At 68.4% G+C, this 25,148-nt stretch carries 20 protein-coding genes; 14 read left to right on the forward strand and 6 right to left on the reverse strand.

Annotated elements, in window-relative coordinates; translation table 11 throughout:
* The first annotated feature begins 27 nt into the window (after positions 1 to 27).
* Positions 28 to 729, forward strand: coding sequence for a DAPG hydrolase family protein (locus tag ACUDCK_RS15015; RefSeq protein ID WP_420867714.1), 702 nt, complete (start codon positions 28 to 30; stop codon positions 727 to 729).
* Between the two features lie 109 nt (positions 730 to 838).
* A complete protein-coding gene (locus ACUDCK_RS15020; RefSeq protein ID WP_054504282.1) occupies positions 839 to 2,029 on the forward strand; it encodes an MFS transporter in 1,191 nt (396 codons plus the stop codon).
* 25 nt (positions 2,030 to 2,054) lie between these two features.
* On the opposite strand, the gene ACUDCK_RS15025 is transcribed toward ACUDCK_RS15020, so the two are convergent.
* A complete protein-coding gene (locus ACUDCK_RS15025) occupies positions 2,055 to 3,449 on the reverse strand; it encodes an aminotransferase-like domain-containing protein (protein WP_175143807.1) in 1,395 nt (464 codons plus the stop codon).
* A 116-nt stretch (positions 3,450 to 3,565) separates the two neighbouring features.
* Between ACUDCK_RS15025 and ACUDCK_RS15030 the strand changes: the two genes are divergently transcribed.
* The gene (locus ACUDCK_RS15030) at positions 3,566 to 4,429 is read left to right on the forward strand and encodes a DMT family transporter (RefSeq protein ID WP_175143806.1); all 864 of its coding nucleotides are present in this window, start codon (positions 3,566 to 3,568) and stop codon (positions 4,427 to 4,429) included.
* A gap of 62 nt (positions 4,430 to 4,491) precedes the next feature.
* Here the strand turns inward: ACUDCK_RS15030 and ACUDCK_RS15035 are convergent, their stop codons facing one another.
* Complete coding sequence (locus tag ACUDCK_RS15035; RefSeq protein WP_100504858.1) at positions 4,492 to 4,704, reverse strand: YbdD/YjiX family protein; 213 nt, start codon at positions 4,702 to 4,704, stop codon at positions 4,492 to 4,494.
* Between the two features lie 17 nt (positions 4,705 to 4,721).
* Positions 4,722 to 6,806 carry a carbon starvation CstA family protein gene (locus tag ACUDCK_RS15040; RefSeq protein ID WP_054504285.1) on the reverse strand — a complete coding sequence of 695 codons (2,085 nt, stop codon included), beginning with the start codon at positions 6,804 to 6,806 and terminating at the stop codon, positions 4,722 to 4,724.
* A 317-nt stretch (positions 6,807 to 7,123) separates the two neighbouring features.
* Here ACUDCK_RS15040 and ACUDCK_RS15045 point away from each other — a divergent pair, with 317 nt between their 5' ends.
* The 3 genes from ACUDCK_RS15045 (at position 7,124) to folE (ending at position 9,849) form a co-directional block, all read left to right on the forward strand.
* Positions 7,124 to 8,551 carry a cache domain-containing protein gene (locus ACUDCK_RS15045; RefSeq protein WP_054504286.1) on the forward strand — a complete coding sequence of 476 codons (1,428 nt, stop codon included), beginning with the start codon at positions 7,124 to 7,126 and terminating at the stop codon, positions 8,549 to 8,551.
* The gene (locus tag ACUDCK_RS15050; RefSeq protein WP_006387204.1) at positions 8,548 to 9,204 is read left to right on the forward strand and encodes a response regulator; all 657 of its coding nucleotides are present in this window, start codon (positions 8,548 to 8,550) and stop codon (positions 9,202 to 9,204) included. Before ACUDCK_RS15045 ends, ACUDCK_RS15050 begins: the two co-directional genes overlap by 4 nt.
* A gap of 99 nt (positions 9,205 to 9,303) precedes the next feature.
* Positions 9,304 to 9,849, forward strand: coding sequence for a GTP cyclohydrolase I FolE (gene folE, locus ACUDCK_RS15055; protein WP_026383761.1), 546 nt, complete (start codon positions 9,304 to 9,306; stop codon positions 9,847 to 9,849).
* Between the two features lie 73 nt (positions 9,850 to 9,922).
* Here folE and ACUDCK_RS15060 read toward each other — a convergent pair whose 3' ends face one another.
* Positions 9,923 to 10,855, reverse strand: coding sequence for a DMT family transporter (locus ACUDCK_RS15060; RefSeq protein ID WP_244976947.1), 933 nt, complete (start codon positions 10,853 to 10,855; stop codon positions 9,923 to 9,925).
* A gap of 105 nt (positions 10,856 to 10,960) precedes the next feature.
* On the opposite strand from ACUDCK_RS15060, the gene ACUDCK_RS15065 reads away from it, so the two are divergent.
* The 7 genes from ACUDCK_RS15065 (at position 10,961) to ACUDCK_RS15095 (ending at position 18,475) form a co-directional block, all read left to right on the forward strand.
* A complete protein-coding gene (locus tag ACUDCK_RS15065; RefSeq protein WP_064526056.1) occupies positions 10,961 to 11,812 on the forward strand; it encodes a LysR family transcriptional regulator in 852 nt (283 codons plus the stop codon).
* A 262-nt stretch (positions 11,813 to 12,074) separates the two neighbouring features.
* A complete protein-coding gene (gene tauA, locus ACUDCK_RS15070) occupies positions 12,075 to 13,103 on the forward strand; it encodes a taurine ABC transporter substrate-binding protein (RefSeq protein WP_175167997.1) in 1,029 nt (342 codons plus the stop codon).
* Positions 13,104 to 13,192: 89 nt separating this feature from the next.
* Positions 13,193 to 14,029 carry a taurine ABC transporter ATP-binding protein gene (locus ACUDCK_RS15075; protein WP_049074125.1) on the forward strand — a complete coding sequence of 279 codons (837 nt, stop codon included), beginning with the start codon at positions 13,193 to 13,195 and terminating at the stop codon, positions 14,027 to 14,029.
* Positions 14,022 to 14,849 carry an ABC transporter permease subunit gene (locus ACUDCK_RS15080; RefSeq protein WP_063583226.1) on the forward strand — a complete coding sequence of 276 codons (828 nt, stop codon included), beginning with the start codon at positions 14,022 to 14,024 and terminating at the stop codon, positions 14,847 to 14,849. The genes ACUDCK_RS15075 and ACUDCK_RS15080 overlap by 8 nt, the downstream gene beginning before the upstream one ends.
* A 168-nt stretch (positions 14,850 to 15,017) precedes the next feature.
* A complete protein-coding gene (pdxR, locus tag ACUDCK_RS15085) occupies positions 15,018 to 16,541 on the forward strand; it encodes a MocR-like pyridoxine biosynthesis transcription factor PdxR (protein ID WP_175167998.1) in 1,524 nt (507 codons plus the stop codon).
* A 190-nt stretch (positions 16,542 to 16,731) separates the two neighbouring features.
* The gene (locus tag ACUDCK_RS15090; RefSeq protein WP_054504290.1) at positions 16,732 to 17,727 is read left to right on the forward strand and encodes a tripartite tricarboxylate transporter substrate binding protein; all 996 of its coding nucleotides are present in this window, start codon (positions 16,732 to 16,734) and stop codon (positions 17,725 to 17,727) included.
* 28 nt (positions 17,728 to 17,755) lie between these two features.
* Positions 17,756 to 18,475, forward strand: coding sequence for a class II aldolase/adducin family protein (locus ACUDCK_RS15095; RefSeq protein ID WP_081273529.1), 720 nt, complete (start codon positions 17,756 to 17,758; stop codon positions 18,473 to 18,475).
* 56 nt (positions 18,476 to 18,531) lie between these two features.
* On the opposite strand, the gene ACUDCK_RS15100 is transcribed toward ACUDCK_RS15095, so the two are convergent.
* The gene (locus ACUDCK_RS15100) at positions 18,532 to 18,750 is read right to left on the reverse strand and encodes a hypothetical protein (protein WP_217481230.1); all 219 of its coding nucleotides are present in this window, start codon (positions 18,748 to 18,750) and stop codon (positions 18,532 to 18,534) included.
* Between the two features lie 20 nt (positions 18,751 to 18,770).
* On the reverse strand, positions 18,771 to 19,451 hold the full coding sequence (locus ACUDCK_RS15105) for an MFS transporter (RefSeq protein ID WP_217481231.1): 681 nt from the start codon (positions 19,449 to 19,451) through the stop codon (positions 18,771 to 18,773).
* Positions 19,452 to 19,705: 254 nt separating this feature from the next.
* On the opposite strand from ACUDCK_RS15105, the gene ACUDCK_RS15110 reads away from it, so the two are divergent.
* Positions 19,706 to 25,069: a S6 family peptidase gene (locus tag ACUDCK_RS15110; RefSeq protein WP_244976948.1), complete on the forward strand. Its 5,364-nt coding sequence runs from the start codon at positions 19,706 to 19,708 to the stop codon at positions 25,067 to 25,069.
* Positions 25,070 to 25,148 lie beyond the last annotated feature (79 nt).

Below are 25,148 nucleotides of genomic sequence, written 5' to 3' on the forward strand. Positions count from 1 at the left end.
GGCTTTCCCTTATCCCGGAGACCTCGCATGACCACCCCGCACCCCGATGCGGCGCACATCGCCGCCGACATGGACAGCCTGCTCGATCCCGCGCCGCTGCGGCTGGAGACCGGCATTGCCCGGCTGCCCGGCGGCGGCCTGGTGGTGGCCACGCGCACCGACCTGCATGGCTGCAAGGGCCGCATGCTCGACTGGTGGTTCAAGTTCTTCCAGACCACCCAGCACATCAAGTGGTGGCATCCGCACGACCATGTCGAGCATCGTGGCTGGGACAACGCCTGGCGGCGCGGCGAAAGCTATATCGGCGCCTCGATCCACGCGGTGGAGTCGCTGGCCGACCTGCCGCCGGTGGCCGCCCGGCTGAAATTCCACGCCCCGCAGGAGGCCTTCGACGCCGCGCGCCTGCGCGCCGCGCACGGCAACCAGGACGTGTCGGCGGCCATCTACGCCCGCATCGGCTTCGGCGACCACATCCAACTCGACGCCGATGGCGATCCGCGGGATGGCCAGATGATCCACCTGGCGCGCGACACGCCGTTCGGCTGCGTGCTGCGCAGCCGCTTTTACCTGGGCCTGTCGAGCCCACGGCCGCAACAGGACGTGCCCGACGTGCTGGGATTGAACCTGCTGCGCCATTGCTATACCGAGTTCACCTACCTGTCGCGCTTGCTGCCGTCGATCTATTACGGCGAGCACGCCAACGGCGAAGCCGCGCCGCTGCCCTGGTAAGGCCGGCACGGCCGTTGCGATGGCAAGGCCGGCGCGGCGGCGCGGAGCCGGCCGGGCGGAAGGAGTATGCTACGGCGCTTCCTCCCAGCCACACTTCTGTCACATCGCTATGCGCGGCAACCCCGACGCCCGGCAAGGCGCTATCGCCCTGCATGGGTTCTACTTCCTGTACTACGGCTTGCAGGGCGTCAGCATCCCGTTTCTTCCCCTGTGGTTCGCCAGCCGCGGCCTCGACCCGGCGCTGATCGGCCTGATCGTGGCGACCTCGTTCCTGCCCAAGATCCTGTCGACGCCGGTGGTGGCGCACGTGGCCGACCAGCGCGGCAGCGCGCATGGCCTGATCTTCGCCGCGCTGGCCGCTTCGCTGCTGCTGTTCATCTGCTACCCGTTCAGCGCGGCGCCGGCCTGGCTGTTCGCCGTCACGCTGCTGCTGAACGCCGTGTTCCCGGCGGTGCTGCCGCTGCTCGACCGCATGGCCATCGCCAGCAGCCGCGGCCAGGGCAATTCCTACACCATCATCCGCGCCTGCGGCTCGCTCGGCTTCGCCGTGGTGACGGTGGCCGGCGGCTACCTCATCAAGACCTTCGACACCGATTGGGTGATGTGGCTGTCGATCCTGCTGATCGTCGCCTGCCTGGCGTGCGTGCGCCTGTTGCCGCGGGCCGCGCGCCCGAGCGCTGAGGAGGCGCCGGCCGAGCGCGTGCGGCTGCCGATGCGCGAGATCCTGCGCGACCGGCCGCTGCTGCTGTGCATCGCCGCCGCGTCGCTGGTACAGGCCAGCAACGGCTTCCTGTATTCGTATTCCACGCTCTACTGGACCGACCGCGGCCTGTCGACGGCGCTGATCTCGACGCTGTGGGCGGTGGGCGTGGCCAGCGAAGTGCTGTTCTTCTTCCTGGCGCCCAAGGTGCTGGCGCGGCTCGGCGCCCAATGGCTGATCCTGGTTTCGGCCGCCATGACCGCCCTGCGCTGGGCCGGCCTGTCGGCCACCACCGACCCGGGCTGGATCGCGGCGCTGCAAGTGCTGCAATGCTTCACCCTGGCCGGCAACAATGCCGCCATCATGTGGTACATCGCGCGCCGCGTGCCGGCGGCCTGCAAGACGTCGGCCATCGCGCTGTATGCGCTGCTGTCGGGCGGGGTGTTCATGTTTGGCAGCATTCAACTGGGCGGCGCGCTGTATCGCGGTTACGCGCCGGCAGGCTTCCTGGTGATGGCGCTGTGCGCGGCCTGCGCCATTCCGCTGGTGCTGGCCGCCGAGAAGCGGACCCGCCGCGACGCGCCGGCCAACAACTCCTAGCGCGCGGCCCCATCCGCGGGACCGCTCACGCCGATCGCGCCGCGCCCAACGCCCGCGCCAGCGTGTCGAATACGCGCGGATCGGTGGACTGGGCCACGTTGAAGCGCAGGCAGTCGCCCGCGCTCAGCGACACGCTGAAGGCGTTGCCGGGCGCCAGCACCACGCCGTCGCGCAGGCAGGATCGCGCCACCGTCGCCGCGTCAATGCCGGCCGGCAGGCGGCACCACAGGAACATGCCCGCCTTCGGCTGCAGCCACGGCACGATGCCGAGCGCCCGCAGCCGCGCCGTGACGCTGTCGCGCTCCTCGGCCAGCCGCTGCCGCACCCACTCCATGTGCCTGCGGTAGCCGCTGTCGGTCAAGGTCCGGAACACCACGTCGGCCGCCAGCCGCCCGCCGCCGAACGTGGTGGCGATCTTCAGGTCGGCCAGGCTGTCGATCCAGTCGCCGCGCGCCGCGATGAAGCCGCAGCGCAGCGAGGCCGAGATGGTCTTGGAAAAGCTGCCGATCTGGATCACGCGTGACAGGCCGTCGAAGGCCGCCAACCGCGGCGCCGGCGCGTGTTCGAAGTCGGCGAAGATGTCGTCTTCCACGATCACCAGCCCCGCGCCGTCGGCGGCCTTGAGCAGCCGGTGCGCCACCAGCGGCGACAGCGTCGCGCCGGTGGGGTTGTGGATGCCCGAATTGGTGATGTAGAGGCGCGGCGCGTGCTCGCGCAGCGCCGCCTCGAAACGCGCCACATCGGGCCCGTGTGGCGTGTACGGCACGCTGACCACGCAGGCGCGGTGGGCCTTGAGCAAGGCGTGGAAATTGAAATAGCAGGGATCATCGACCAGCACCGTATCGCCCGGTTCCAGCAGGAAGCGGCAGATCAGGTCGATGGCCTGGGTGCCGGACTCGGTCAGCATGAGCTGCTCGGGCGCGGTCTCGATGCCGGCGGCGGCCAGGCGCCGCGACAGGACCTGGCGCAGCGCGGGGTGGCCGAGGGGCGTGGCGTAATCGGTCAATTCCAGGGAGTCGGACTTGGCCAGCGCGCGCAGCGCGCGGCGGATGCCGGACTCGTACATCCAGTCGCCCGGCAGCCAGCCGCAGCCGGGCCGCAGCGCGTCGGGCGCGGCCTCCAGCGACTGGCGCGAGACCCACAGCGGATCGATCTCGCGGTCCAGCTTGGGGCCGATCTCGGTCAGCGCCAGCGGCGCCACCGGGCCGGCGACGTAGAAGCCCGAACCTGGTCGCGACGTGATGCTGCCTTCGGCGGCCAGGCGTTCATACGCCTCCACTACCGTCGACACCGACAGGCCCATGGCGCCGGCCTGCGCGCGCACGGACGGCAGGCGCGCACCCGGTGAGTACGCGCGCGATGCGATGCGCGATCGCACCTGCGCCATGACCGCCTCGATCCGGGTGCCGCCTGATGTCATTTCGCCTCCATCCGTACTGGACTGTTTTGCATAACAGTTATTTTAAATTGTACTGGACTGTCTCTGGGAAACGCGGCGTCCGGATGCTTCACTGGACGCTTTGCGCGGAGCAGTGCATGGACAAGGCAACCAGCGGTTGGATCAACGGTTTCATCGGCGTGGCGATCTTCGCCGGCTCGCTGCCCGCGACGCGGGTGGCGGTGGCGGAGCTGGATCCCATCTTCCTCACCTGCGCCCGCGCCACCATCGCCGCCGCGCTGGGCTGGGCCCTGCTGTGGCTGCTGCGCCAGCCGCGACCGCGGCGCGCCGACCTGCCCGCCCTGATGCTGACGGCAATCGGCGTGGTGCTGGGCTTTCCGCTGCTGACGGCGCTGGCGCTGCAGCACGTCACCTCGGCGCATTCGATCGTGTTCGTCGGCCTGCTGCCGCTGTCCACCGCCGTGTTCGCGGTGCTGCGCGGCGGCGAACGGCCGCGGCCGGCATTCTGGCTGTTCTCGGTGGCGGGCTCGGCCTTCGTGGTGGGGTACGCGCTGACGGGCGGATTGGACGTGTCGCTCAAGGGCGACCTGCTGATGCTGGCCGCCATCGTGGTCTGCGGCATGGGCTACGCCGAGGGCGCCAGGCTCTCGCGCACGCTGGGCGGCTGGCAGGTCATCAGTTGGGCGCTGGTGTTGTCCCTGCCGGCAATGCTGCCGCTTGCGCTGCTGACCCTGCCTTCGTCGTTCGCGCAGGTCACCGCGGCCGGCTGGATCGGCCTGGCCTACGTGTCGCTGTTCAGCATGCTGATCGGCTTCGTGTTCTGGTATCGCGGCCTGGCCCAGGGCGGCATCGCCGGGGTAGGCCAGTTGCAGTTGTTCCAGCCCTTCATGGGCCTGGGCCTGGCGGCGCTGCTGCTGCATGAGCAGGTCAACTGGACCATGCTGCTGGTGACACTGGCCGCCGTCGTCTGCGTGGCCGGGGCCCGCAAGCACGCCCGTTGAACGCCATTGGCGCCGGACAAAGCCGGCGCCTTTTGCCATCGCGATCGACGAGCCGTGGCCCGTCAGCAGCAGCCGATGCGTTTCTTGCCGCCGTAGCGGGCGTCCTGCCGCTCGCGGAAGAAGTCCTCGTAGCTCATGGGCTCCTGGTCGGGATGGGTGCGCCGCATGTGCTCGACGTAGTTCTCGTAGTCGGGCACGCCGACCATCAACCGCAGGGTCTGCCCGAGGTAGCGGCCGGCGGCGCCGGCCGCCGAGGTCATGTTGGAAAACAGCATGGCGGCGCCTCCTTGCGTCAGTCCGCGCCGGCGGCCACGGCCGGCAGGGCTTCGTAGGGCGTCTCGCGCGCGGTCGGCCGGTTCTCGGCGCGGGCGCGCATCACCGAACGGATGCCGAACACCACGATGCTGACCACCACGAACATGAAGATCGCGCACAGGCCGGCGTTGATGTAGTCGTTCAGCACCACGCGCGACATTTCCGCCAGCGACTTGGCCGGGGCCAGCACCTTGCCTTCGGCGATGGCGGCGTTGTACTTGGCCGCGTGCGACAGGAAGCTGACCTTGGGGTCGGCATGGAACAGCTTCTGCCAGCCGGCGGTCAGGGTGCACGCCAGCAGCCACAGCGTGGGCAGCACGGTGACCCAGGCGTAGCGGTCGCGCTTCATCTTGAACAGCACCACGGTGCCCAGCGTCAGCGCGATCGCGGCCAGCATCTGGTTGGCGATGCCGAACAGCGGCCACAGCGTGTTGATGCCGCCCAGCGGATCGACCACGCCCTGGTACAGGAAGTAGCCCCACGCCGCCACGCACAGGCCGGTGGCGATCAGGTTGGCAGGCAGCGACTCGGTGCGCTTGAGCGACGGCGCGAAGGTGCCCAGCAGGTCCTGCAGCATGAAGCGGCCCGCGCGGGTGCCGGCGTCCACGGCCGTCAGGATGAACAGCGCTTCGAACAGGATGGCGAAGTGGTACCAGAACGCCATCATGCTGGGGCCGCCGATGGCCTGGTGCAGGATGTGCGCCATGCCCACGGCCAGCGTCGGCGCGCCGCCGGCGCGCGAGATGATGGTGCTTTCACCGACGTCCTTGGCGGTCTGCACCAGGTCGGCCGGGGTGATCACGAAGCCCCAACTGGACACCACCTGGGCGACCTGGTCGGGCGTGGTGCCGATGACGGCGGCCGGGCTGTTCATGGCGTAGTAGATGCCCGGCTCGATCACGCAAGCGGCCACCAGCGCCATGATGGCGACGAACGACTCCATCAGCATGCCGCCGTAACCGATGTAGCGGGCCTGGGTTTCGTTCTCGATCAGCTTGGGCGTGGTGCCCGACGAGATCAAGGCGTGGAAGCCCGACACCGCGCCGCAGGCGATGGTGATGAACAGGAACGGGAACAGGTTGCCCGACCACACCGGACCGGAGCCGTCCACGAACTGCGTCAGCGCCGGCATTTTCAGCTCGGGCGCGACCACCACGATGCCGATGGCCAGGCCGACGATGGTGCCGATCTTCAGGAAGGTCGACAGGTAGTCGCGCGGGGCCAGCAGCAGCCACACGGGCAGCACCGAGGCGATGAAGCCGTAGACGATCAGGATCCAGGTCAGGCCCTTGCCGTCGAAGTCGAACATCGGGCCGATGACCGGATGCGCGGCCACGTCCTGGCCGAAGGTGATGGCGGCCATCAGGCCGACGAAGCCGATGATGGACACTTCGCCGATCTTGCCCGGGCGGATGTAGCGCAGGTAGACGCCCATGAACAGCGCGATGGGAATGGTGGCGGCCACCGTGAAGGTGCCCCACGGCGAGTGCGTCAGCGCCTTGACCACGATCAGCGCCAGCACCGCCAGGATGATGACCATGATCATGAAGGCGCCGAACAGCGCGATCACGCCCGGGATCTTGCCCAGCTCGGACTTGACGAGGTCGCCCAGCGAGCGGCCGTCGCGGCGGGTCGAGATGAACAGGATGGTGAAGTCCTGCACGGCGCCGGCGAACACCACGCCGGCCAGGATCCACAGCATGCCGGGCAGGTAGCCCATCTGCGCGGCCAGCACGGGGCCGACCAGCGGGCCGGCGCCGGCGATGGCGGCGAAGTGGTGGCCGAACAGCACGTGCTTGTTGGTCGGGACGTAGTCCAGGCCGTCGTTGTACTTCCAGGCCGGCGTCATGCGCGTGGGATCAAGGCGGAACACCTTGTTGGCGATGAAGCGGCTGTAATAGCGGTATGCGATCAAGTACACGCAGACGGCGGCAATCACCACCCATAGCGCGTTGATGGTCTCCCCTCTGGCCAGCGCCACGGTGCCCAGCGCGAACGCGCCCAGGACCGCAACCGCCAGCCAGACCAGGTGCTGACCCAGTCCCTTACTGCTGGTTTGCATAAGTGCTCCTCTTGCCTCCCGCCATGCTTTTGGCGTGAAACGCTTTTTTCGTCCCGCGGGTAGGCAGACTCATTGTTGTAGGGTGGCGGGCGCGAACGTCCGCACGGCGTCCGGTCGACGCGGGCGTTAGTATTTCGGTTTGCCCGGGGCGCAACAAGCGCGGAACTACGCAAGCCCCCTACGTGGTACTACGGAATGCGCCGCAGCATATTCCCCGCGGGGATCGTAAAATCGGCGGCGCGGACTCCTGTCCGGCGTGGGCCTTTTTCCCTTGATGCACCGCAACACGCGCATTCGGCGCTGATACAAATCCCCTGATGAAGCTGCGCCTGAAAATCCTGCTGCTGGCCGCCGTCCCCCTGCTGGTGGCGCTGGCGGCCATCGCCGTGGCCGTCTACGTGCAGGGCCTGCAACTGGCCCAGCGCGAAAAGGAAGTGGTGGAAAGCGCCTGGCTCGGCAGCAAGGAAAGCGAGCTGCGCCATTACGTCAGCCTGGCCTACAGCGCGATTGCCCCGCTGCAGGACGCCAGCGACGGCGACGCCGCCCGCGAGCGCGCGCTGGCGCTGCTGGCACAGATGGAATTCGGCCACGACGGCTATTTCTTCGTCTACGACCTGCAAGGACGGAACCTGATGCACCCGCGCCAGCCCGAACTGGTCGGCCAGGATCTCTGGAACCTGCGCGACACCCGCGGCCAGCCAGTGATCCAGAACCTGCTGACGGCGGCCCGCCGCGGCGGCAGCCAGGGCGAGGCGGTGCACTACCAGTGGGAAAAGCCCTCGACCCACCAGATGGTGGAAAAGCTCGGCTACGTGGTGGTGCTGGAACGCTGGGGCTGGATGCTGGGCACCGGCATCTACCTGGACGACGTCGAGCAGACCCTGGCGCACATCGACGCCGCCGCCCAGTCCAACATCCGCAACATGTTCGCCTGGGTTGCCGGCATCGCCGCGGTCTCGATCCTCGGCGTGGCGGCCTGCGGCCTGGCGCTCAATATCAGCGACCACCGCCAGTCCGACGCCAAGCTGCGGCTGATGGCGCAGCAACTGGTGCGCTCGCAGGAAGACGAACGCGCCCGCCTGTCGCGCGAGCTGCACGACGGCATCAGCCAGGTGCTGGTGTCGATCAAGCTGGCGCTGGAGGCCGCGCGCGAACGATTGCGCCAGGCCCTCGGCGCCGAGCCGCGCGCGCTGGCGCACATCGACACGCCGCTGGGCGGCGCGCTCGACCGCCTCAATACCGCCGTGGGCGAAGTGCGCCGCATCTCGCACAACCTGCGCCCCACCCTGCTGGACGACCTGGGCCTGCCGGCCGCGCTGGAACACCTGGGCCGCGAATTCGCCGGCGCCAGCCAGCACGGCGCCGCGCCGCTGACCGTGCGCCTGTCGACCCAGGGCCGGCCGGTGAAGCTGCCCGACGCCTACGCCACCGCCCTGTTCCGCGTCACCCAGGAGGCCCTGACCAACGTCGTGCGCCACGCCGGCGCCCGCCGCGCCGACCTGACGCTGGCCTACACCGAACGCGACCTGCGCCTGACCATCCATGACGACGGCCGCGGCTTCGACTACGCCGAGGTGCAGCAGGATCCGCGCCGCGGCATCGGCCTGCGCAACATGCGCGAACGCATGACCGCGCTGTCCGGCAGCCTCAGTTTCCATACCTCCGACCAGGGCACCACCCTGCAGGCCTGGCTGCCCTTGCCGCCGCCCTTCTCCGACGCCTCCGACGCTTCCCGACCCGCATGACCGACCCTGGCTCCCCCATCCGACTGCTCCTGATCGACGACCACCCGCTGGTGCGCGACGGCCTGCGCCTGCGCCTCGAGACCGTGCCGCACCTGCAGGTGGTGGGCGAAGCCGGCAACGCCGCCGCCGCCCTGGCCTTCCTGCAGGCCTGCCTGGCGGAGGACCCGCTGGGCGGCACCCTGCCGCAACTGGTGCTGATGGACCTGAACATGCCGGGCGTGGGCGGCCTGGAGCTGACCGCGCAGTTGCATGAACGCTATCCGCAGATCGCGGTGCTGGTGCTGTCGATGCACGACAACGCCGAATACATGGTGCAGGCGGTGCGCGCCGGCGCCCGCGGCTACCTGCTCAAGGACGAGCCGGCCCAGGAGATCCTGGCGGCCATCGACGCGGTCATGACCGGCCGCACCTACTTCAGCGCCGCCGTGTCGCTGCGCCTGTCGCAGGCCAGCGCCCCCGCCACCCTGCTGACCCAGCGCGAGCGCGACGTGCTGCGCCACATCGCCAGTGGCCACGCCAACAAGCAGATCGCCCAGGCGCTGGGCCTGTCGGTGCGCACCGTCGAAACCCACCGCCTGAACATCAAGCGCAAGCTGGGCATCGACGGCCAGGCCGAACTGATCAAATACGCGGTGGAAAACCGCGGCGTATAACCCCTCTGGCCGTCAGGTTTCCGGCTGCGAAGCCGGCCCGCGCTGGAGTAGACTTGCGTGTTCATCGCCATCGCCGGCGCGCAGCCCCCAGGAGTTCCCATGTCATTGGAAAGTCACTACACCGCCATTCTCGAAGCACTGGGGGAAGACCCGTCCCGCGAAGGCCTGGCGGACACGCCGGCGCGCGCGGCCAAGGCCATGCGCCACCTGTGCCGCGGCTACAACCAGAATCTGGAAGAAATCGTCAACGGCGCCCTGTTCACCTCCGACACGCGCGAGATCGTGCTGGTCAAGAACATCGAGCTGTATTCGCTCTGTGAACACCACATGCTGCCCTTCATCGGCAAGGCGCATGTGGCCTATCTGCCCAACGGCAAGGTGCTGGGCCTGTCGAAGGTGGCGCGCATCGTCGAGATGTACGCCCGCCGCCTGCAGATCCAGGAAAACCTCAGCCGCCAGGTGGCCGAGGCGGTGCAGTCCGTCACCGGCGCCGCCGGGGTGGCGGTGGTCATCGAGGCCCAGCACATGTGCATGATGATGCGCGGCGTCGAAAAGCAGAATTCGTCGATGGTCACCTCGGTGATGCTGGGCGAGTTCCACGACAACCCGTCGACCCGCGCCGAGTTCCTCAGCCTGATCCGCTGAAGCGCGCCTGGCGTCGCCCGGGAATGGCCGGCCCCCTCGGGACCGGCTTTTTTGTCGGCGCACGAAGCGAGCGCTAGCGCGGTTCGTTCCGCACGACCATCCAGATGCCGCACGCCGACACGGCCGTGCCCACCAGCATCAGCCAGGACAGCGGCTCGCCGAACATGGCCCAGGCCCACACCAGCGTAACCGCCGGGCTCAGGTACAGCACGCTGGCGACACGGGTGGGAGACGAGCGCCGCAGGCAGATCCAATACAGGCCGTAGCCGCCCAGCGTCGACAGCGCCGCTGTCCACAGCACGCTCAGCGCGAACCCCGCGCTGGCAACCGGCAGCAGGCTGCCTTCCCTGCCCGCCAGCGCGGCGAAAGCCACCGCCGAAATCGCGCATTGCACCCACAGATTGGACAGCAGCCCCATGGACGCAGGGGAATCGGCCTGCTTCTGCCACAGGGTGGCCAGCGCCAGCGACAGCATGCCCAGCAGCGGCAGGCTGTAGGTCCATAGGGGCGTCCCGCCCCAGGCCAGGGCATCGCGCGTGACCAGGACCACGCCCAGCAATCCCAGCAACAATCCCAGCCAGGCTTGCCGGCGCAGGCGCTGGCCAGGCAGCCCGACGCCCAGCAGCGCCGTGCCGATCGGCAAAAGGTCGGCGATCAGTGCGGCCAATCCCGCGGGCACCCCGTACTCAATGCCCTTGGCAACGCCCGCCAGATAGCCCGCCATCGCCAGCAGGCCGATGCCGGCGTGGCGCAGCAGCAGCGCCGGCGGCGTGCGTCGCAGCTCGCCCGCCACCCAGGGCAGCAGCGCGAGCGCCACCACCACGCAGCGCCAGAACACCACCAGGAAAGCCGAGGCGTGATCGATCGAAAAGCGCATGCCGACAAACCCCGAACTCCACGTCACGATCAAAGCGGCCTCCAGGACCAGCAGGGGCACGGCCGCCAGGGCGGCGCGCGGCGCCGTTCCCGGGGCGAATGTGGCGTTACGGGCGTCCCGGCGGGGCATGGCTGGCTTGCTCGTGGTGGGCGTCCTCATGCCCTTGACCTTAAAGCCAGGCCATAATCAAATAAATCAAAATATATTTGCCATCTGATTCATGAAACCAAAACCATGAGCGCCTCCCTGGATATCGACCTGTTGCGCACATTCCATGCCGTGGCCCGGCTGGGGCAGTTCCGCGCCGCCGCCGAACATGTCCACCGCAGCCCGGCGGCGGTCAGTGTCCACATCCAGCGGCTGGAGGCCGTGGTTGGCGGCCGGCTGCTGGAGCGCGACAACCAGTCGGTGACCTTGACGCCCCTGGGCCAGCGTGTGCTGGGCAGCACGGCCGAGCTGCTGCGCGTGCACGACCGGGTGCTGGGCGGTATCCAGGGGACGGCGCTTGCCGGCCGTATCAAGCTGGGCCTGCCCGACGAGTACGCGGCCCACGTCATCCGCGACATCCTGCCGCTGTTCGCCGCGGACTGGCCGGGCGTCGTGCTGGAAGTGACGACGGCGCCCAGCCTGGCGCTGCGCGACCAGGTCGGGCGCGGTCGCCTGCATCTTGCGCTGGCGGCGCAGGCGATGGCCCGGCGGCCGGACCCGCAGTCACTGGCCTCGACCACGCCGGTGTGGGTGGGAAGCGCCAGGCTGGGGACGCCATTGCCCGATCCCCTGCCCTTGGCCCTGCACGCGGCGCACTGCCCCTACCGGGAGGCAATGACCACCAGCCTGGATCGCGCGGGCCTGGCCTGGCGGACGGTCTTGAGCAGTCCGTCGAGCCAGGCGGTCGAAGCCTGCGTCGAGTCGGGCCTGGCCGTCAGCCTGATCGATCGCTCGCGGGTGACAAGCGCCATGCGGGTGCTGGACACGCTGCCGGCCATTGCCGCGCATGAGATCGTTCTGCTGCGCGCGGCCTCGCCGCAAACCGCCCCGGCCACCGACCTGCTGGAACAGACCCTGCGGCGGCATTTCAGGCTCTAGCGCGACGAGCGGGATCGCCGGTCACGGCGAGACCTGTCGGCAAGGGTCCGCCCGGCTCGCCCCCTTGTTCCGCCCCCTCTCCCCCAAAAGACGTAGGACGCCCGGGCCGCCGCCCCAAGGGGGGCCACCCCCCTTGGCTCCTATCGAATACGGCATCTGGCCCTAGCGCTGTGGCCCCATCCGGGCAAACTGGCACCACAGGCCGCACCGGCACAAGCCGGGTCGCGTCGGGGCGCGGCCCATTCTCTATCGGAGATCACCCATGAACGCGTTATACCGCCTCATCCGCCGCGGCATCCTGGCCGGCCTGGCCGCCACCCTGCTGGCCGCGCCCGTCCACGCCCAGACCCGCCTGACCGTGGGCTACCAGCTCATCGTCGGCCCCTTCCTGACCGCCATCGCCGATGGCAGCTTCGATGCCGCCCTGAAAGACGCCGGCTACCAGGTCGACTGGCGCCAGTTCACCTCGGGCGGCGACATTTCCACCGCCCTGGCCTCGGGCAACGTGCCGGTCGGCGTGCTCGGCTCCACCGGCATCACCTCAGCCGCCACCCGCGGCGTCGACCTGCAACTGTTCTGGATCCTGGACAACATCGGCAAGTCGGAAGCGCTGGTGGCGCGCAACGGCTCCGGCATCAACGGCACCGCCGACCTGAAGGGCAAGCGCGTCGCCACGCCGTTCGTATCGACCTCGCACTTTCACCTGCTGGTGGGGCTGGAACAGGTCTGGAAGATCAACCCGCGCGACGTGCGCATCCTGAACATGCAGCCGCCGCAGATCGTGGCCGCCTGGCAGCGCGGCGACATCGACGCCGCCTACGTCTGGCCGCCCGCGCTGACCGAGATCGAGAAGACGGGCAAGGTCATCGCCGACTCCGAAGCCATCGGCCGCGCCAGCGTGCCGACCTTCGACGGCCTGGTGGTCGATCGCGCCTGGGCCGCCAAGAACCCCAAGTTCATGGCCGCCTTCACCACCGTGCTGGCCAAGTCGTACGCTGCCTATCGCGCCAACCCGGCCGCCTGGACCGCCGATTCGGCGCAGGTCAAGAGCATCGTCAAGCTGATCGGCGGCAAGCCTGACGACGTCGCCACCGCGCTCACGCTGCTGACCTTCCCCACCGCCCAGGAACAGGCCTCGCCCGAATGGCTGGGCGGCGGCAAGGAATCGGGCGCCGCGCGCGCCTTCGCCGCCAGCGCCAAATTCCTCAAGGACCAGAAGCAGATCGACAAGTCGCTGGACGACTACAGCGCCCACGTCACCGACCAGTACGCCAAAGCGGCCGCCAAATAGCCGCGGCGAGACGCCGGGCGCGCCGCAAGCCGCGCCCGGTCCCGGCGCCCGCCTGGCCGCGGGCGTCGCACCATGCAAGGGGACCCCGCATGACTCCACCCGCCACGCCCGCCGCGCAGGCCCTGCGCGCGGACCACGTCAGCGTCACCTACCCCGGCCTGCACGACAGCGGACCGGTGATCGCGCTGCAGGACGTCAACCTGACCATCGAACCCGGCGAATTCGTCGTCGCGCTGGGCGCCTCCGGCTGCGGCAAGACCACCCTTCTGAGCCTCCTGGCCGGTTTCCTGTCACCCACCGACGGCGAGATCACGCTGGGCGGACGCCCCATTACCGGCCCCGGCGCCGACCGCGGCGTGGTGTTCCAGAAGCACGCGCTGCTGCCCTGGCTGAACGTGCTGGAAAACACCGAATTCGGCCTCAAGCTGCAGGGTGTGGACAAGGAGACGCGGCGCGCCCGCGCGCGCCGCAACCTGGAGCTGGTGGGCCTGAAGGACTTCCACCGCCACATGATCTACCAGTTGTCGGGCGGCATGCAGCAGCGCGTGGGCATCGCCCGCGCCCTGACCTGCGATCCGGCCATGCTGCTGATGGACGAGCCGATGGCGGCGCTGGACGCGCTGACGCGCGAGACCATCCAGGAGCTGCTGCTGGATATCTGGCGCCAGACCGGCAAGATGTTCTTCTTCATCACCCATAGCGTGGAGGAGGCGCTGTTCCTGGGTTCGCGGCTGATCGTCATGTCGCCGCGCCCGGGACGCATCACCCACACCTTCCAGCCGGACTTCAACCGGCGCTACCTGGAGACGCGCGATGGCCGCGGCATCAAATCAAGTCCCGACTTCATCGCCATGCGCGAACAAGTCCTCGGCATCATCTACGGCGACGAACTTGCCGCCGCCGACGCGCAGGCCGTCCATGCCTAGCGGGCTGGGCGGCCGCCGGCCCGCCGCGCCCGGCAAGGTGTACGGCGCGCCGGGCGCCGGCTACAGCGGCCACATCAGCCTGCTGACCAGCATCGCGCTGCTGGCGCTGTGGTTCCTGGCCACCAACGCCGGCTGGGTCAAGCCGCTGTTCCTGCCGTCGCCGCAGGCGGTGTACGGCAAGTTCGTGTCCGCCATGACCGACGGCGTGGCCAACTCGACCCTGGCCGAGCATGCCCTGGCCAGCCTGACGCGGGTGTTCTCGGCCTTCTTCCTGGCCTGCGCCACCGCCATTCCGGTCGGCATCCTGATGGGCGTGAACCGCTACGCCCGGGGCATCTTCGATCCGCCGATCGAGTTCTACCGTCCGCTGCCGCCGCTGGCCTACCTGCCCCTCATCATCATCTGGTTCGGCATCGGCGAATTCCCCAAGATCCTGCTGATTTACCTGGCCATCTTCGCGCCCATGGCGATCGCCGCGCGCGCCGGCGTGCGCTCGGTGTCGATCGAGCAGATCCACGCCGCCTACGCCATGGGCGGCAGCCGCATGCAGATCGTCTGGCACGTGATCCTGAAGGCCGCCATGCCCGAGATCTTCACCGGCATGCGCATCGGCATCGGCGTCGGCTGGACCACGCTGGTGGCCGCCGAGATGGTGGCGGCCGATCGCGGGCTGGGCTTCATGGTGCTGAACGCTGCGCAGTTCCTGGCCAGCGACACGGTCATCATGGGCATCATCGTGATCGGCGTGTTCGCCTTCGCGTTCGATCTGCTGGTGCGGTATCTGGAGAGGTTCGCGATTCCTTGGAAGGGACGGGTCTAAGACGCTCACCGTTCCATTTTTGCGCCGATACGCCCAAACCCTGCCCATCGACAGGGCAATCCCGCATTCCTTTTTTTCGCACGGCTACTCTATCCTGGGAGCGCGTCCCCGGTGTCGGCCGCTCCAGCGTGCCGACCGGGCCAGACGCGCCCCCTACAAGGAGCCGCCATGTCCAGCCAGGCCTCGATGCTCAAGCCTGTGTTGTGGGAACGCCTGTTCGAACGGGAAAGCGCCCCCAACCTCAGCCTGCAGGGCCGCGTGCGGCAGATGCTGGTGTCGGCGATCCTCAGCGGGCACCTGCCGCCCGGCGCGCCGGTGCCATCCAGCCGCTACCTGGCCGACCAGTTGCGCATTGCCCGCAACACCGTGGTGTTCGCCTATCAGCAACTGGTCAGCGAAGACTACCTCGAATCGCGCGAACGCAGCGGTCATTTCGTCCACGACGGCGTGCTCGAAGGGCGCGCCGCGCCTCCCAGCATGGACAGCGGGCCCGCCTCGTCGGTCGACCACGTTCGCTGGGACGAGCGGCTGCGCTTTCGTCCCAGCCGCCAGCGCAACATCGTCAAGCCGCGCGACTGGCAAAAGCAGCCCTACCCTTTCGTCTATGGCCAGTTCGACCAGGACCTGTTCCCCACCGCCGACTGGCGCGAATGCTGCATCAAGGCGCTGTCGGTGCTGGACATCCGCAGTTGGGCGCCCGACCTCATCACCCATGACGATCCCGCGCTGATCGAACAGATCCGCACCCAGGTGCTGCCGCGCCGCGGCGTGTGGGCCGATGCCGAGGAGATCGTCATCACCGTCGGCGCCCAGCACGCGCTCTACCTGCTGGCCGACCTGCTGGTCAACGAGGACACCGTGGTCGGCATGGAAGACCCCGGCTACCCGGACGCGCGCAACATCTTCGCCAGCCATACCCGCCACCTGCTGCCGCTGCCGGTGGACGACCAGGGCCTGCGCACCGGCACCCAACTGCTGGGCTGCGACTACGTGTTCGTCACCCCGGGCCACCAGTGCCCCACCACCGTGACCCTGTCGCCGGCGCGACGCGAGGAACTGCTGACGCTGGCGCGCCGGGCCGACAGCCTCATCATCGAAGACGACTTCGAAAGCGAAAGCCGCTGGGGCGACGGCGCCATCCCGGCGCTCAAGAGCCTGGACCGCGACGGCCGCGTCATCTACGTCGGCAGCCTGGCCAAGTCATTCGCGCCGGGGCTGCGCATCGGCTACATCGTCGCGCCGCGCGAACTCACCGCCGAACTGCGCGCGCTGCGCCGCCTGATGCTGCGCCACCCATCGGCCTATATCCAGCGCGCGTTCTCGCTGTTCATCTCGCTGGGGCACCACCATTCGCTGCTGCGGCGCCAGTCGCAGGCGTACCAGAAGCGCGGCGCCGAGCTCGCCGATGCGCTGGCGCGCTGGCTGCCCGACTTCACCGCCGTGCCCATCACCGGCTCGTCATCGTGCTGGCTCAAGGGCCCGCAATGGCTGGACGCCACCGCGTTGGCGCAGGCGGCGCAGGCCGAAGGCGTGGTGGTGGAGCCGGGCCAGGTGTTCTTCATGGACGCCGCCGGCGCGCCGCGCAACTTCCTGCGCGTCGGCTTCACCTCCATCCGCGCCGAGCATATCGGCCCGGGCATAGAGAAACTCGCACAGGTGGTGCACCGCTTCCGCCTGCGGGCCGCCGCGTGAGGACGCCGTTCGCCGCGCCATCACGGTGAGGCCGCGCCTCGCCTGACCGCCACCGATGGCGGGGCCATAGCCCTGCGGGCCCATACAGCCATACGCGGCATCGTATGGAAAATAATATTTTTTCATTGGAACTCGCATGGCCGGGTCCAGATAATGGCTCCACATAAAAACACCATACGGAGACATCAACATGACCAAGCCACGCATGGCGAGGCGCTGGCGGCTGGGCGCCGCCATCGCGCTCGCGCTGGGAGGTGCGCCCGCGTGGGCCCAGGCCCCCTATCCCGCCAAGCCCATCACATTGATCGTGCCCTTCGCCGCGGGCGGCGGCGCTGACGTCGTGGCCCGCCTGGTGGCGGCGAAACTGCCGCAGCGGCTGGGCGGCCAGACCGTCATTGTCGATAACAAGCCGGGCGCCTCGGGCAACATCGGCGCGCAGCAGGTGGCGCGCGCGGCGCCTGACGGCTATACCTTCCTCTTGACCAACAGCACGCTGACGATCAACGCCGCGCTGCAGATGCGCGGCACGCCGGACGTAAAGAAAAGCCTGGCGCCGATCTCGCTGCTGGTTTCGGCGCCGGTCGCGCTGGGCGTGAACCCCGCCATTCCCGCCAGGACAGTGCCGGAACTGGTCGCTTATATCCAGCAGAACAAGGACAAGCTGAGCTATTCGTCCTGCGGCAACGGCACGCCCCAGCATTTCGTGGGCGAGTCGGTCAAGCAGATGGCGAAGCTGGACATCGTCCACGTGCCGTACAAGGGTTGCGCGCCCGCCATCAACGACGGACTGGGCAACCAGGTGCCGGTGCTGTTCAGCACCATTCCCAACCTGGCGCCCCACGCCGACGCCGGCAAGCTGCGGATGATCGCGGTGGCATCCAGGCAGCGGGTCTCGTTCCTGCCGAACGTGCCCGCCATCGCCGAGACCGCGCCCTTCGGCGACCTCGACATCTCCGTCTGGTTCGGCATCCTCGGTCCGCGCGATCTGCCGGCGGGCGTGAAAGCGAAATTCGAAGAGGCCGTAGCCGCGACGATGAAGGACCCGGCGGTGCAGCAGGAATTCCGCGACCGCTATTACGAGGCAGTCGAGACCGGCCCGGCCGCGATGGCGCGGCAGCTTGACGGCGATCTCGGCCTGTACAGCGCGCTGGCCAGCAGATCCGGCATTTCGCTGGACGCCCAATAGCCACCACGAACGACAAGGGAAAAATCACGTGAGCACCCCCACGCAACACCAACAGGTCATCGACGACCTGGTCACCGCCAACCGCATCCTGGCGCGTTTCGGCGTCCTTGACGGCTTCGGCCATGTCAGCGTCCGCCACCCGGGCAATCCCGCGCACTTCCTGCTGTCGCGCTCGCTCGCGCCGGAACTGGTGACCGCGCAGGACATCATGGAATTCGACGAGACCTCCGAGCCGGCCGGCGCGGACGCGCGCAAGCCCTATCTGGAGCGCTACATCCACGGCGAGATCTACCGCGCGCGGCCCGACGTGCAGGCCATCGTCCACAGCCATTCGCCGTCGGTGATCCCCTATGCCGGATCGAATGTGCGCCTGCGCCCGATCTATCACATGGCGGGGTTTCTCGGCGCCGGCGCCCCGGTGTTCGACATCCGTTGCTGCTTCGGCCACACCGACATGCTCGTCAGGAATCGCGACCATGGCCGCGAACTGGCGCGGACCCTGGGCCAGAGCAAGGTCTCGCTGATGCGCGGACATGGCTTCGTCGCGGTGGGCGGCGACATCCCCGTGGCGGTCTACCGCGCCATCTACACCGAGATGAATGCGGCGCTCCAGCAGAAGGCCATCGGCCTGAACGGCGAGATCACCTACCTGTCCGACGAGGAAGCCGCCATGGCCGACGACATGATGGCGGGCGTCATGAACCGCCCCTGGGAGCTGTGGAAGAAGCAGGCATCCGGGCAGCCCTGATGGCCTCCGTGCGCCGGGCGGCGCCATGACGCCGCCCGGCGCGAACGCCGCGACGGTCAGCCCTGGCGGCCCCGCAGCAGCACCACGCCGATGATAGCGATGTTGACCGCGACCAGCGCCATCATCGCGGCCAACGCGAAGCCGATGCCGTGGGCGGCGATCAGCCTGCCCGCGACGTACGGAAAGCCGAACGCCCCGGCGAAGTAGCCCAGGGTGAATACCTGCGACGCCACCGGAATGGACAGGTTCGACTCGCCGGCCAGGTTGACGACCATCGCGTTCAGGGTCGAATACGTCAGGCCATCGCCGGCGGCGTCAGCGCCACGGCGTCCAGCGGCAGTTGCGGCAGGCGCGCCAGCGGGCGCCGCAGCCGCCACGCCAATGCGGCCGCCACGGCGCTGAGCGCCGCATAGACGGCAAAGGCGAACGCGGCGCCGCCGAACCTGTCCGCCAGGAAATGGCCGAGCGGCGCGGCCAGCCCCAGACCCAGCATCTGCGAACCGGACAACAGGGTCAGGGCCTCCAGCCGGGCCGCCGGCTTCAGGCAATGGATCAACTGGATCGGCGCCAGCATGTAGAACAGCGCCCATCCCAGCCCCAGCAGCACGCCGCCGGCATAGGCCATCCCGATGCCGGCCGTGCCAACCACGGCAAAGCAGGCCATCGCCAGCGCCATGACCACCGCGGCCGCCGCGATCACGGGCAGGATGCCGGCGCGCTGCGCAAGCCTGCCGGCCCCGCCGGCCCCGATCAGTGTCGCCACCGTGCCAATGCTGATGACGGTGCCGGCATCGGCCGCGTCAAAGCCGGCCGCGCGCAAGGCATCGACCAACAGGAAGCTGGCGCCATAGGCGATCGCCAGCGCCAGCGCCGCCAATAGATAAGGCACCAGCAGCCGCGCGGGCAATCGGTCGCCCAACAGGGCGGCGGCCGCGCGCGGCGCGAGGCATGGCGGATTGACGCGGGGCGACGGCATGGCAAGCGGCGGGCGACGCATCTCTGCAAACGGGAGGTTCCAGGGTTGCAGAACATTACCAGGAATTCGGTCGCATCCGCTGGTCCGATGCCGTGAGGTTGAAGCCGTCTGATTTATCGACGATTGCGACGCCAGGCTCGCCAAACTCAAGTTCAATCCCATCCCACGATGCGCGGCCCGGCAAACACCCTTCGCCTGCTCGAGGCGATGCCGACCGCCCCCCCGATGCCCGCCCCTGCGCTTTCCATTGGCGCATGCCCCCTCTCCTCATGAACAAGATCCACTCGCTCAAGTACAACCATCAAAACCTGCTGGTCCCGGTCTCCGAAGTCTGCGGCGCGCGCAAGCGGGGCTCGACCATCGGCGCCACCCGGCGCGCTCGCGGGCAAGGCCGGCGCGCCGCGCTCGCGGCCTGCCTGCCCCTGCTGGCCGCCGCCCTCTTGCCGGGCGCGGCCTGCGCCAGCTACGTCAGCATCGACATTCCCTACCAGACCTACCGCGATTTCGCCGAGAACAAGGGGGCTTTCCAGCCCGGCGCCCTGGGCATTCCCATCCTCAACAAGGATGGCACGCTGCGCGGCAATACAAGCGCCGCCATCCCGTTCATCGATTTTTCCAGCGTCAGCAACGACCGCGCCATTGAAACCCTGATCGCGCCCCAATACGCCGTGGGCGTGGCGCACAACGTCGATCACGACGAGGCCCGCTTCGGCGGCACGGTGTACTCGCAGGTCAGGAGAGACTTGCATCCCAACTATCATGCGATCCGCGATTACACCCAGGAATGGGATTTCGACCTTACCCGCATGAGCAAACTGGTGACCGACGTCGCGCCCATCGCCAGGTCCGTGGTGGCGCGGGCGCCGGTGCCGGCGCTGGACGGCAACGACAAGGACCGCTGGACAGAGGCGCAGCGCCAGCAGTTTCCGTTGTTCTACCGCGTCGGCATGGGTATCCAGTTCGTCGGCCCGAATCCAGACCTGGGCGTCAACATGGCGGGGGAAGATCCCAACCCTGCCAATAAGCCCCTCAAGGACGGCGAGCACTATCTCGGCTATGCCTACCGATGGGCGACGGGCGGCATGGTGACGCCGACCTGGTCGAATGAGACTTTCGTCATCGCCCAGGGAGACAAGGGCCTGCTGCCGTCATACGTGGAGCAAGGCGACAGCGGCTCCCCCCTGTTTGCCTGGGACGCCGCGAAGGCACAATGGGTGGTCGCCGGCACGGCGGCGGACCTGAAAATGTCCGAACAGGGCAGCTACGTCTATTGGTCGCACCTGCCCGATGACTTCATCGACGGCATTCTCAAGAAGGACAACGATCCGGACGTCATCCACACGGCCGGCAACGGGGCGCTGGCCTGGACCTTCGACAGTACGCAAGGCACGGGCGCCCTGCAACAGACCGCCGGCCCCGCCTACGCCATGCACGGCTACAAGAAGTCGCCGACGTTTGCGCTGGCCAACAGCGCGCTGGACTTCCCTGGCCTGGATGCGGGAAAGAACCTCGCCTTTCGCACCGCGAGCGGCACGGGCGCGGGCCAGATCCGCCTGAAAGACTCGGTCAACCAGGGCGCCGGCGCGCTGACTTTCCACAACGACTACACCGTTTCCCCCGACACGAACCAGACCTGGATGGGCGCGGGCATCGACGTGAAGCAGGACGTCACGGTCGCGTGGAACGTCAATGGCGTAGCCGGCGACAACCTGCACAAGATCGGCGCCGGCACCCTGGCCATCGGCGGCACCGGCGTCAACCCGGGCGGCCTGCGCGTGGGTGAGGGCAAGGTCATCCTCGCGCAACAGCCAGGCGCTGACGACAAGGTCCAGGCATTCGCCGGCATCACCATTGCCAGCGGCCGCGCCGAAGTCGTGCTGGGCGACGCCAGGCAGGTCAATCCCGACCGCATCCAGTGGGGCGCGCGCGGCGGCGTGCTGGACATCAACGGCAACGACATCACGTTCAACCAGCTCGCCGACAACGCCCTGGACCATGGCGCCACGATCGCCAACCACGCCGCCCGAAAGGCCGGCGTGACGGTCAACCTGAGCCCGGTCGGCCCCGCTGCCGTCACTGACTACATCATCATGCCGTCGCGCGCGGGCACCGGATCGCGGGGCGACCTGTACAAGCGCGGCCTCAGCTTTTTTGTCTTGAAGCAGAACAGCTTCGCCACCGTTCCCTCCACGGGTTCCCAAGCCAGCGACGATTATTGGGAATACGCCGGACAATTCCTGGATCCCGCGCTGGAAATCGCGAATGCGCGCAAGCGGGAGTACTTTCCCCCTCGCACGGCATTCATTTTTGCCGGATCCCTGAAAGACAATCTCGACGTCGACATCGTCAACCAGGCGAACACGGCCTTCATCGCCGACGGCGACATTGCCATTGGCGACAACGCCGTCAGCGCGCGCCAGGGCGAAGTGGTTTTCCAGGGGCATCCCGTCATCCATGCCACCAATACGCCGGATGTCGCCCAGATGCTGCGGGATATCGGCGATGATTCGGTCCTGACCCAATCCGTATCGTTCGACCAGCCGGATTGGGAAACGCGCCATTTCACCCTCGGCAAGCTGGCGCTGACGGACAGCACTTTCCGCCTGGCGCGCAACGCCACGCTGCAGGGCGACATCGACGCGCGCCGCGCGCGGGTCATCCTGGGCAGCCCGTCGCTGTACATCAACAAGAACGACGGCGGCCCATTGGCGCAGGAACCGGAACGGGGCACCTCCATCGCCGCCACGGATGCCGACAAGAGCAGCTACCACGGAAAGGTCACCTTGCAGGACAGTTCCACGCTGGAAATCCGCGAGAGATTCAACGGCGCCATCGACGCCAGCGGCAGCGCCGTCAGCGTGCTTTCCGATCAGGCGGCGCTGACAGGTCACAGCCGGTTCGCCGGCAGTCCCTTGACGCTGGAACGCGGCGCGCATCTCAAGGCCTCGGGCGGCTGGTACGACGACGGCGCCGTCACGCTGGCGGACGGCGCGGCGCTGACGTTGTCCGGCGCGCCCGCGGGTCCGGCCCATTACTTCACCCAGGCCATCGCGTTGCAGGGCGACAATGCGAACCTGTACCTGGCGCCGGGCAGCCATTCGTTCAGCGACCTCTCCAGCCCGGCGGCCAGCCGCATCACGCTGGGCGCCTCGGCCACGGCCGACGCGCCGGAAACGATCTACGCGGGAAGCGTGAACGCGGCGCAGGCCAGCATGCGGGTCCAGGAAAAGGCCCACTGGATCGTCACGGGCGATTCCACGCTGAAACAACTCCAGGCGACCCAGGCGCTGTTGAGCTTCGACGACATGACCCAGACCCGGAATGGATTCATGGCGCGGGCGCAGTCCGGCCCCGACGTGGCCGGCATTTTGTCGCCAACGGCGGCAAGCCCGTCCGCCTACACCCTCACAGCCGACACCGTCGCCGCGACGGACAGCACGTTTGCCTTGCGGGTCGATCCGAATGGCGGCGATCATGACCGCCTGATTATCACCACCGGGCTGAGCGGCAGCGGCAACCGCTTGCGGATCACCGACTTCGGCGACCGCCCCGCCAGCGCCGCGCCAGTCGCGCGCGAAGACCTGTTGCTGAGCGCCCCCTCCTCTGCGCCGGCTGACCTGTTTCAACTGGAGCGGGCCGACATCCATGGCACGGCCGGCGCCAGCGAGGACACCAACCCGTGGCTCGGCGGCCTCGCGGTCAGCCATGACGGCGACCAGCGGCAATGGTGGTTCATCAGTATGCGCGGCGACGCCCCCTGGCGTTTGAGCCAGGATCGCCAGTTCGACGCGCTGCATTTGCCGACGGGCGGCCGCGTGGAGCTGTCCCGGCCCCAGGCGGCCGACTGGACGCCGCGCACCCTGCAAACCGACACCCTGAACGCCAGCGGCGTGCATTTCGCCCTGACCGCGCGGCCCCAGGACGGCGCAAGCGACAGCATCCACGTCGCTACCGAGGCGCTGGGCGATGACAACAGCCTGGACCTCACGCTCCTGGTTCGTGGCGAGGTGCCGGACAACGCCAGCGGCAGTCTGCTGCTGGCGTCCGCGCCCGTGGGCACGGCCGACAGCTATTTCAAGACCGGTTCGGTCACGCAGGGCCTGACCGTCTACGTACCCAACCTTGAAATCGTCAGCACCGACACGGAGAAAAAATGGCAGTTGGCGTACAGGGCGGTTGAAAGGCCCGCTGACCCGCCGGTCGAAAAACCTGCTGACCCGCCAGTCGAAAAACCTGCCGACACGCCGGTCGAAAAGCCCGCCGACCCGCCGGCCGAAAAGCCCGCTGACCCGCCAGTCGAAAAACCTGCGGAACCGCCGGTAGAAAAGCCCGCCGAAATGCCGGATATCGAGACGCCGCAGGGCGGCGGCGCCAGTCCCGGCGACGGGGCCGCGCCCGATGGCGATCCCGGCCCCGCCACCAACCCCGGCGCCACCGACACGCCGCAAACGGGCGATTCCTCCGGCTCACCTGAAGCCCCCGGCGATACCGCCGCAACCGAACCCGCGCCACAGCCCGCCGACGATCCCGTCCTTGTCGTCACCCCGGATGCCGGCGGCGGCGCGCAGGCCAGGCCCGGCCTGTCGCTGTTCACGGCCGTGTCGTTGAGGCTGACCGAGCTGGACAGCCTGCGGTCGCGCGAGGAAATCATCAAGCGCCTGGGACAGGCGGGCGTCGCGGCGGACGAAAGCACCATCCGACAGATCACCGAGGTGCGCCGGCAGATCGACCGCACCGGCGCGTTGGCCAGCCTGCCGCGCGTCGCCTTCGTGCTCGAAACCAACCAGCTCGACAAGCGCCTGGGCGACGTGCGCCAGCTCAATGAAGACGCCGGACTCTGGATCAAGACCAGCCATGGACGGGCCGACTACCAGCAGATCCGCCTGAAGCACACCACGCTGCAATTCGGCCTCGACCGCAAGCAGGGCAGGCAGCTATACGGCATCATGGGCAGCTACACACAGGGTTCCGGCCAGGGCGAAGGCCAGTTGTCGGAGCGGCACACCACGGGCGGCATCGGTCTCTACTACGCCCTGATCCACGAGGACGGCCCGTTCATCGACGTCGTCGCCAAGTACCTGAAAACCAACCAGACCTACCAGTTCCCGGGCCAACTGGACATCGGCGCGCGAGGTGCGCGCTCGACCTCGCTGCTGGCCAGCGTGCAGGCGGGATGGCGGCAGAACCTGTTCAACGGCAGCGCCTTCATCGAGCCATCGGCCGAAGTCGTCGCGGGCGCCACCAGCGGCTACACCCTGCATGGCGGCAAAGACAGCGTCGATGTGCGCGTCAATGCCAGCCGGCCGGTCTACGCCAAGATCGGCGCGGCCGTCGGCCTGAACCTGCAGTCCGATGAGCAACAGGCGCTGGCCGTGTCCGCCGGATTGTTCCGGCTGCAGAACCTGCGGCGCGGCGGCAGCGTCGACATCGTGAACAACGGCAATCCGGACGACGTGCTGCGCAAGCCGATGGCGGACGACAGCCGCTATCTGGTGAACCTGTCGCTGAACGCCAGGCTGTCCGCCAACTGGCGCCTCTACAGCCAGGTGGAAAGCAGTTTCGCCGGCAAGCTCAAGCACGACTACAACGGCCAGATCGGCGTGCGTTATCAGTTCTGAGCGCGCCCCTTTCTGAACGCGGCCCACCGCGCCCGGCCCCGCTTCGCCGATGGTCCGGGCGCGTTCCGCGCCACGCCCC

It is taken from the genome of Achromobacter sp. CF-sbj1-Ac2-l, from assembly GCF_052698165.1.

Excerpts from the sequence above, each read along its gene's own strand:
- pdxR (WP_175167998.1), top strand. The coding sequence starts at position 15,018 with ATGTCCAGCCAGGCCTCGATGCTCAAGCCTGTGTTGTGGGAACGCCTG.
- tauA (WP_175167997.1), top strand. The coding sequence starts at position 12,075 with ATGAACGCGTTATACCGCCTCATCCGCCGCGGCATCCTGGCCGGCCTG.
- ACUDCK_RS15050 (WP_006387204.1), top strand. The coding sequence starts at position 8,548 with ATGACCGACCCTGGCTCCCCCATCCGACTGCTCCTGATCGACGACCAC.
- ACUDCK_RS15020 (WP_054504282.1), top strand. The coding sequence starts at position 839 with ATGCGCGGCAACCCCGACGCCCGGCAAGGCGCTATCGCCCTGCATGGG.
- ACUDCK_RS15090 (WP_054504290.1), top strand. The coding sequence starts at position 16,732 with ATGACCAAGCCACGCATGGCGAGGCGCTGGCGGCTGGGCGCCGCCATC.
- ACUDCK_RS15060 (WP_244976947.1), bottom strand. The coding sequence starts at position 10,855 with ATGCCCCGCCGGGACGCCCGTAACGCCACATTCGCCCCGGGAACGGCG.
- ACUDCK_RS15075 (WP_049074125.1), top strand. The coding sequence starts at position 13,193 with ATGACTCCACCCGCCACGCCCGCCGCGCAGGCCCTGCGCGCGGACCAC.
- folE (WP_026383761.1), top strand. The coding sequence starts at position 9,304 with ATGTCATTGGAAAGTCACTACACCGCCATTCTCGAAGCACTGGGGGAA.
- ACUDCK_RS15080 (WP_063583226.1), top strand. The coding sequence starts at position 14,022 with ATGCCTAGCGGGCTGGGCGGCCGCCGGCCCGCCGCGCCCGGCAAGGTG.
- ACUDCK_RS15030 (WP_175143806.1), top strand. The coding sequence starts at position 3,566 with ATGGACAAGGCAACCAGCGGTTGGATCAACGGTTTCATCGGCGTGGCG.
- ACUDCK_RS15035 (WP_100504858.1), bottom strand. The coding sequence starts at position 4,704 with ATGCTGTTTTCCAACATGACCTCGGCGGCCGGCGCCGCCGGCCGCTAC.
- ACUDCK_RS15105 (WP_217481231.1), bottom strand. The coding sequence starts at position 19,451 with ATGCCGTCGCCCCGCGTCAATCCGCCATGCCTCGCGCCGCGCGCGGCC.
- ACUDCK_RS15025 (WP_175143807.1), bottom strand. The coding sequence starts at position 3,449 with ATGACATCAGGCGGCACCCGGATCGAGGCGGTCATGGCGCAGGTGCGA.
- ACUDCK_RS15015 (WP_420867714.1), top strand. The coding sequence starts at position 28 with ATGACCACCCCGCACCCCGATGCGGCGCACATCGCCGCCGACATGGAC.
- ACUDCK_RS15065 (WP_064526056.1), top strand. The coding sequence starts at position 10,961 with ATGAGCGCCTCCCTGGATATCGACCTGTTGCGCACATTCCATGCCGTG.
- ACUDCK_RS15045 (WP_054504286.1), top strand. The coding sequence starts at position 7,124 with ATGAAGCTGCGCCTGAAAATCCTGCTGCTGGCCGCCGTCCCCCTGCTG.
- ACUDCK_RS15040 (WP_054504285.1), bottom strand. The coding sequence starts at position 6,806 with ATGCAAACCAGCAGTAAGGGACTGGGTCAGCACCTGGTCTGGCTGGCG.
- ACUDCK_RS15110 (WP_244976948.1), top strand. The coding sequence starts at position 19,706 with ATGCCCCCTCTCCTCATGAACAAGATCCACTCGCTCAAGTACAACCAT.
- ACUDCK_RS15100 (WP_217481230.1), bottom strand. The coding sequence starts at position 18,750 with ATGGTCGTCAACCTGGCCGGCGAGTCGAACCTGTCCATTCCGGTGGCG.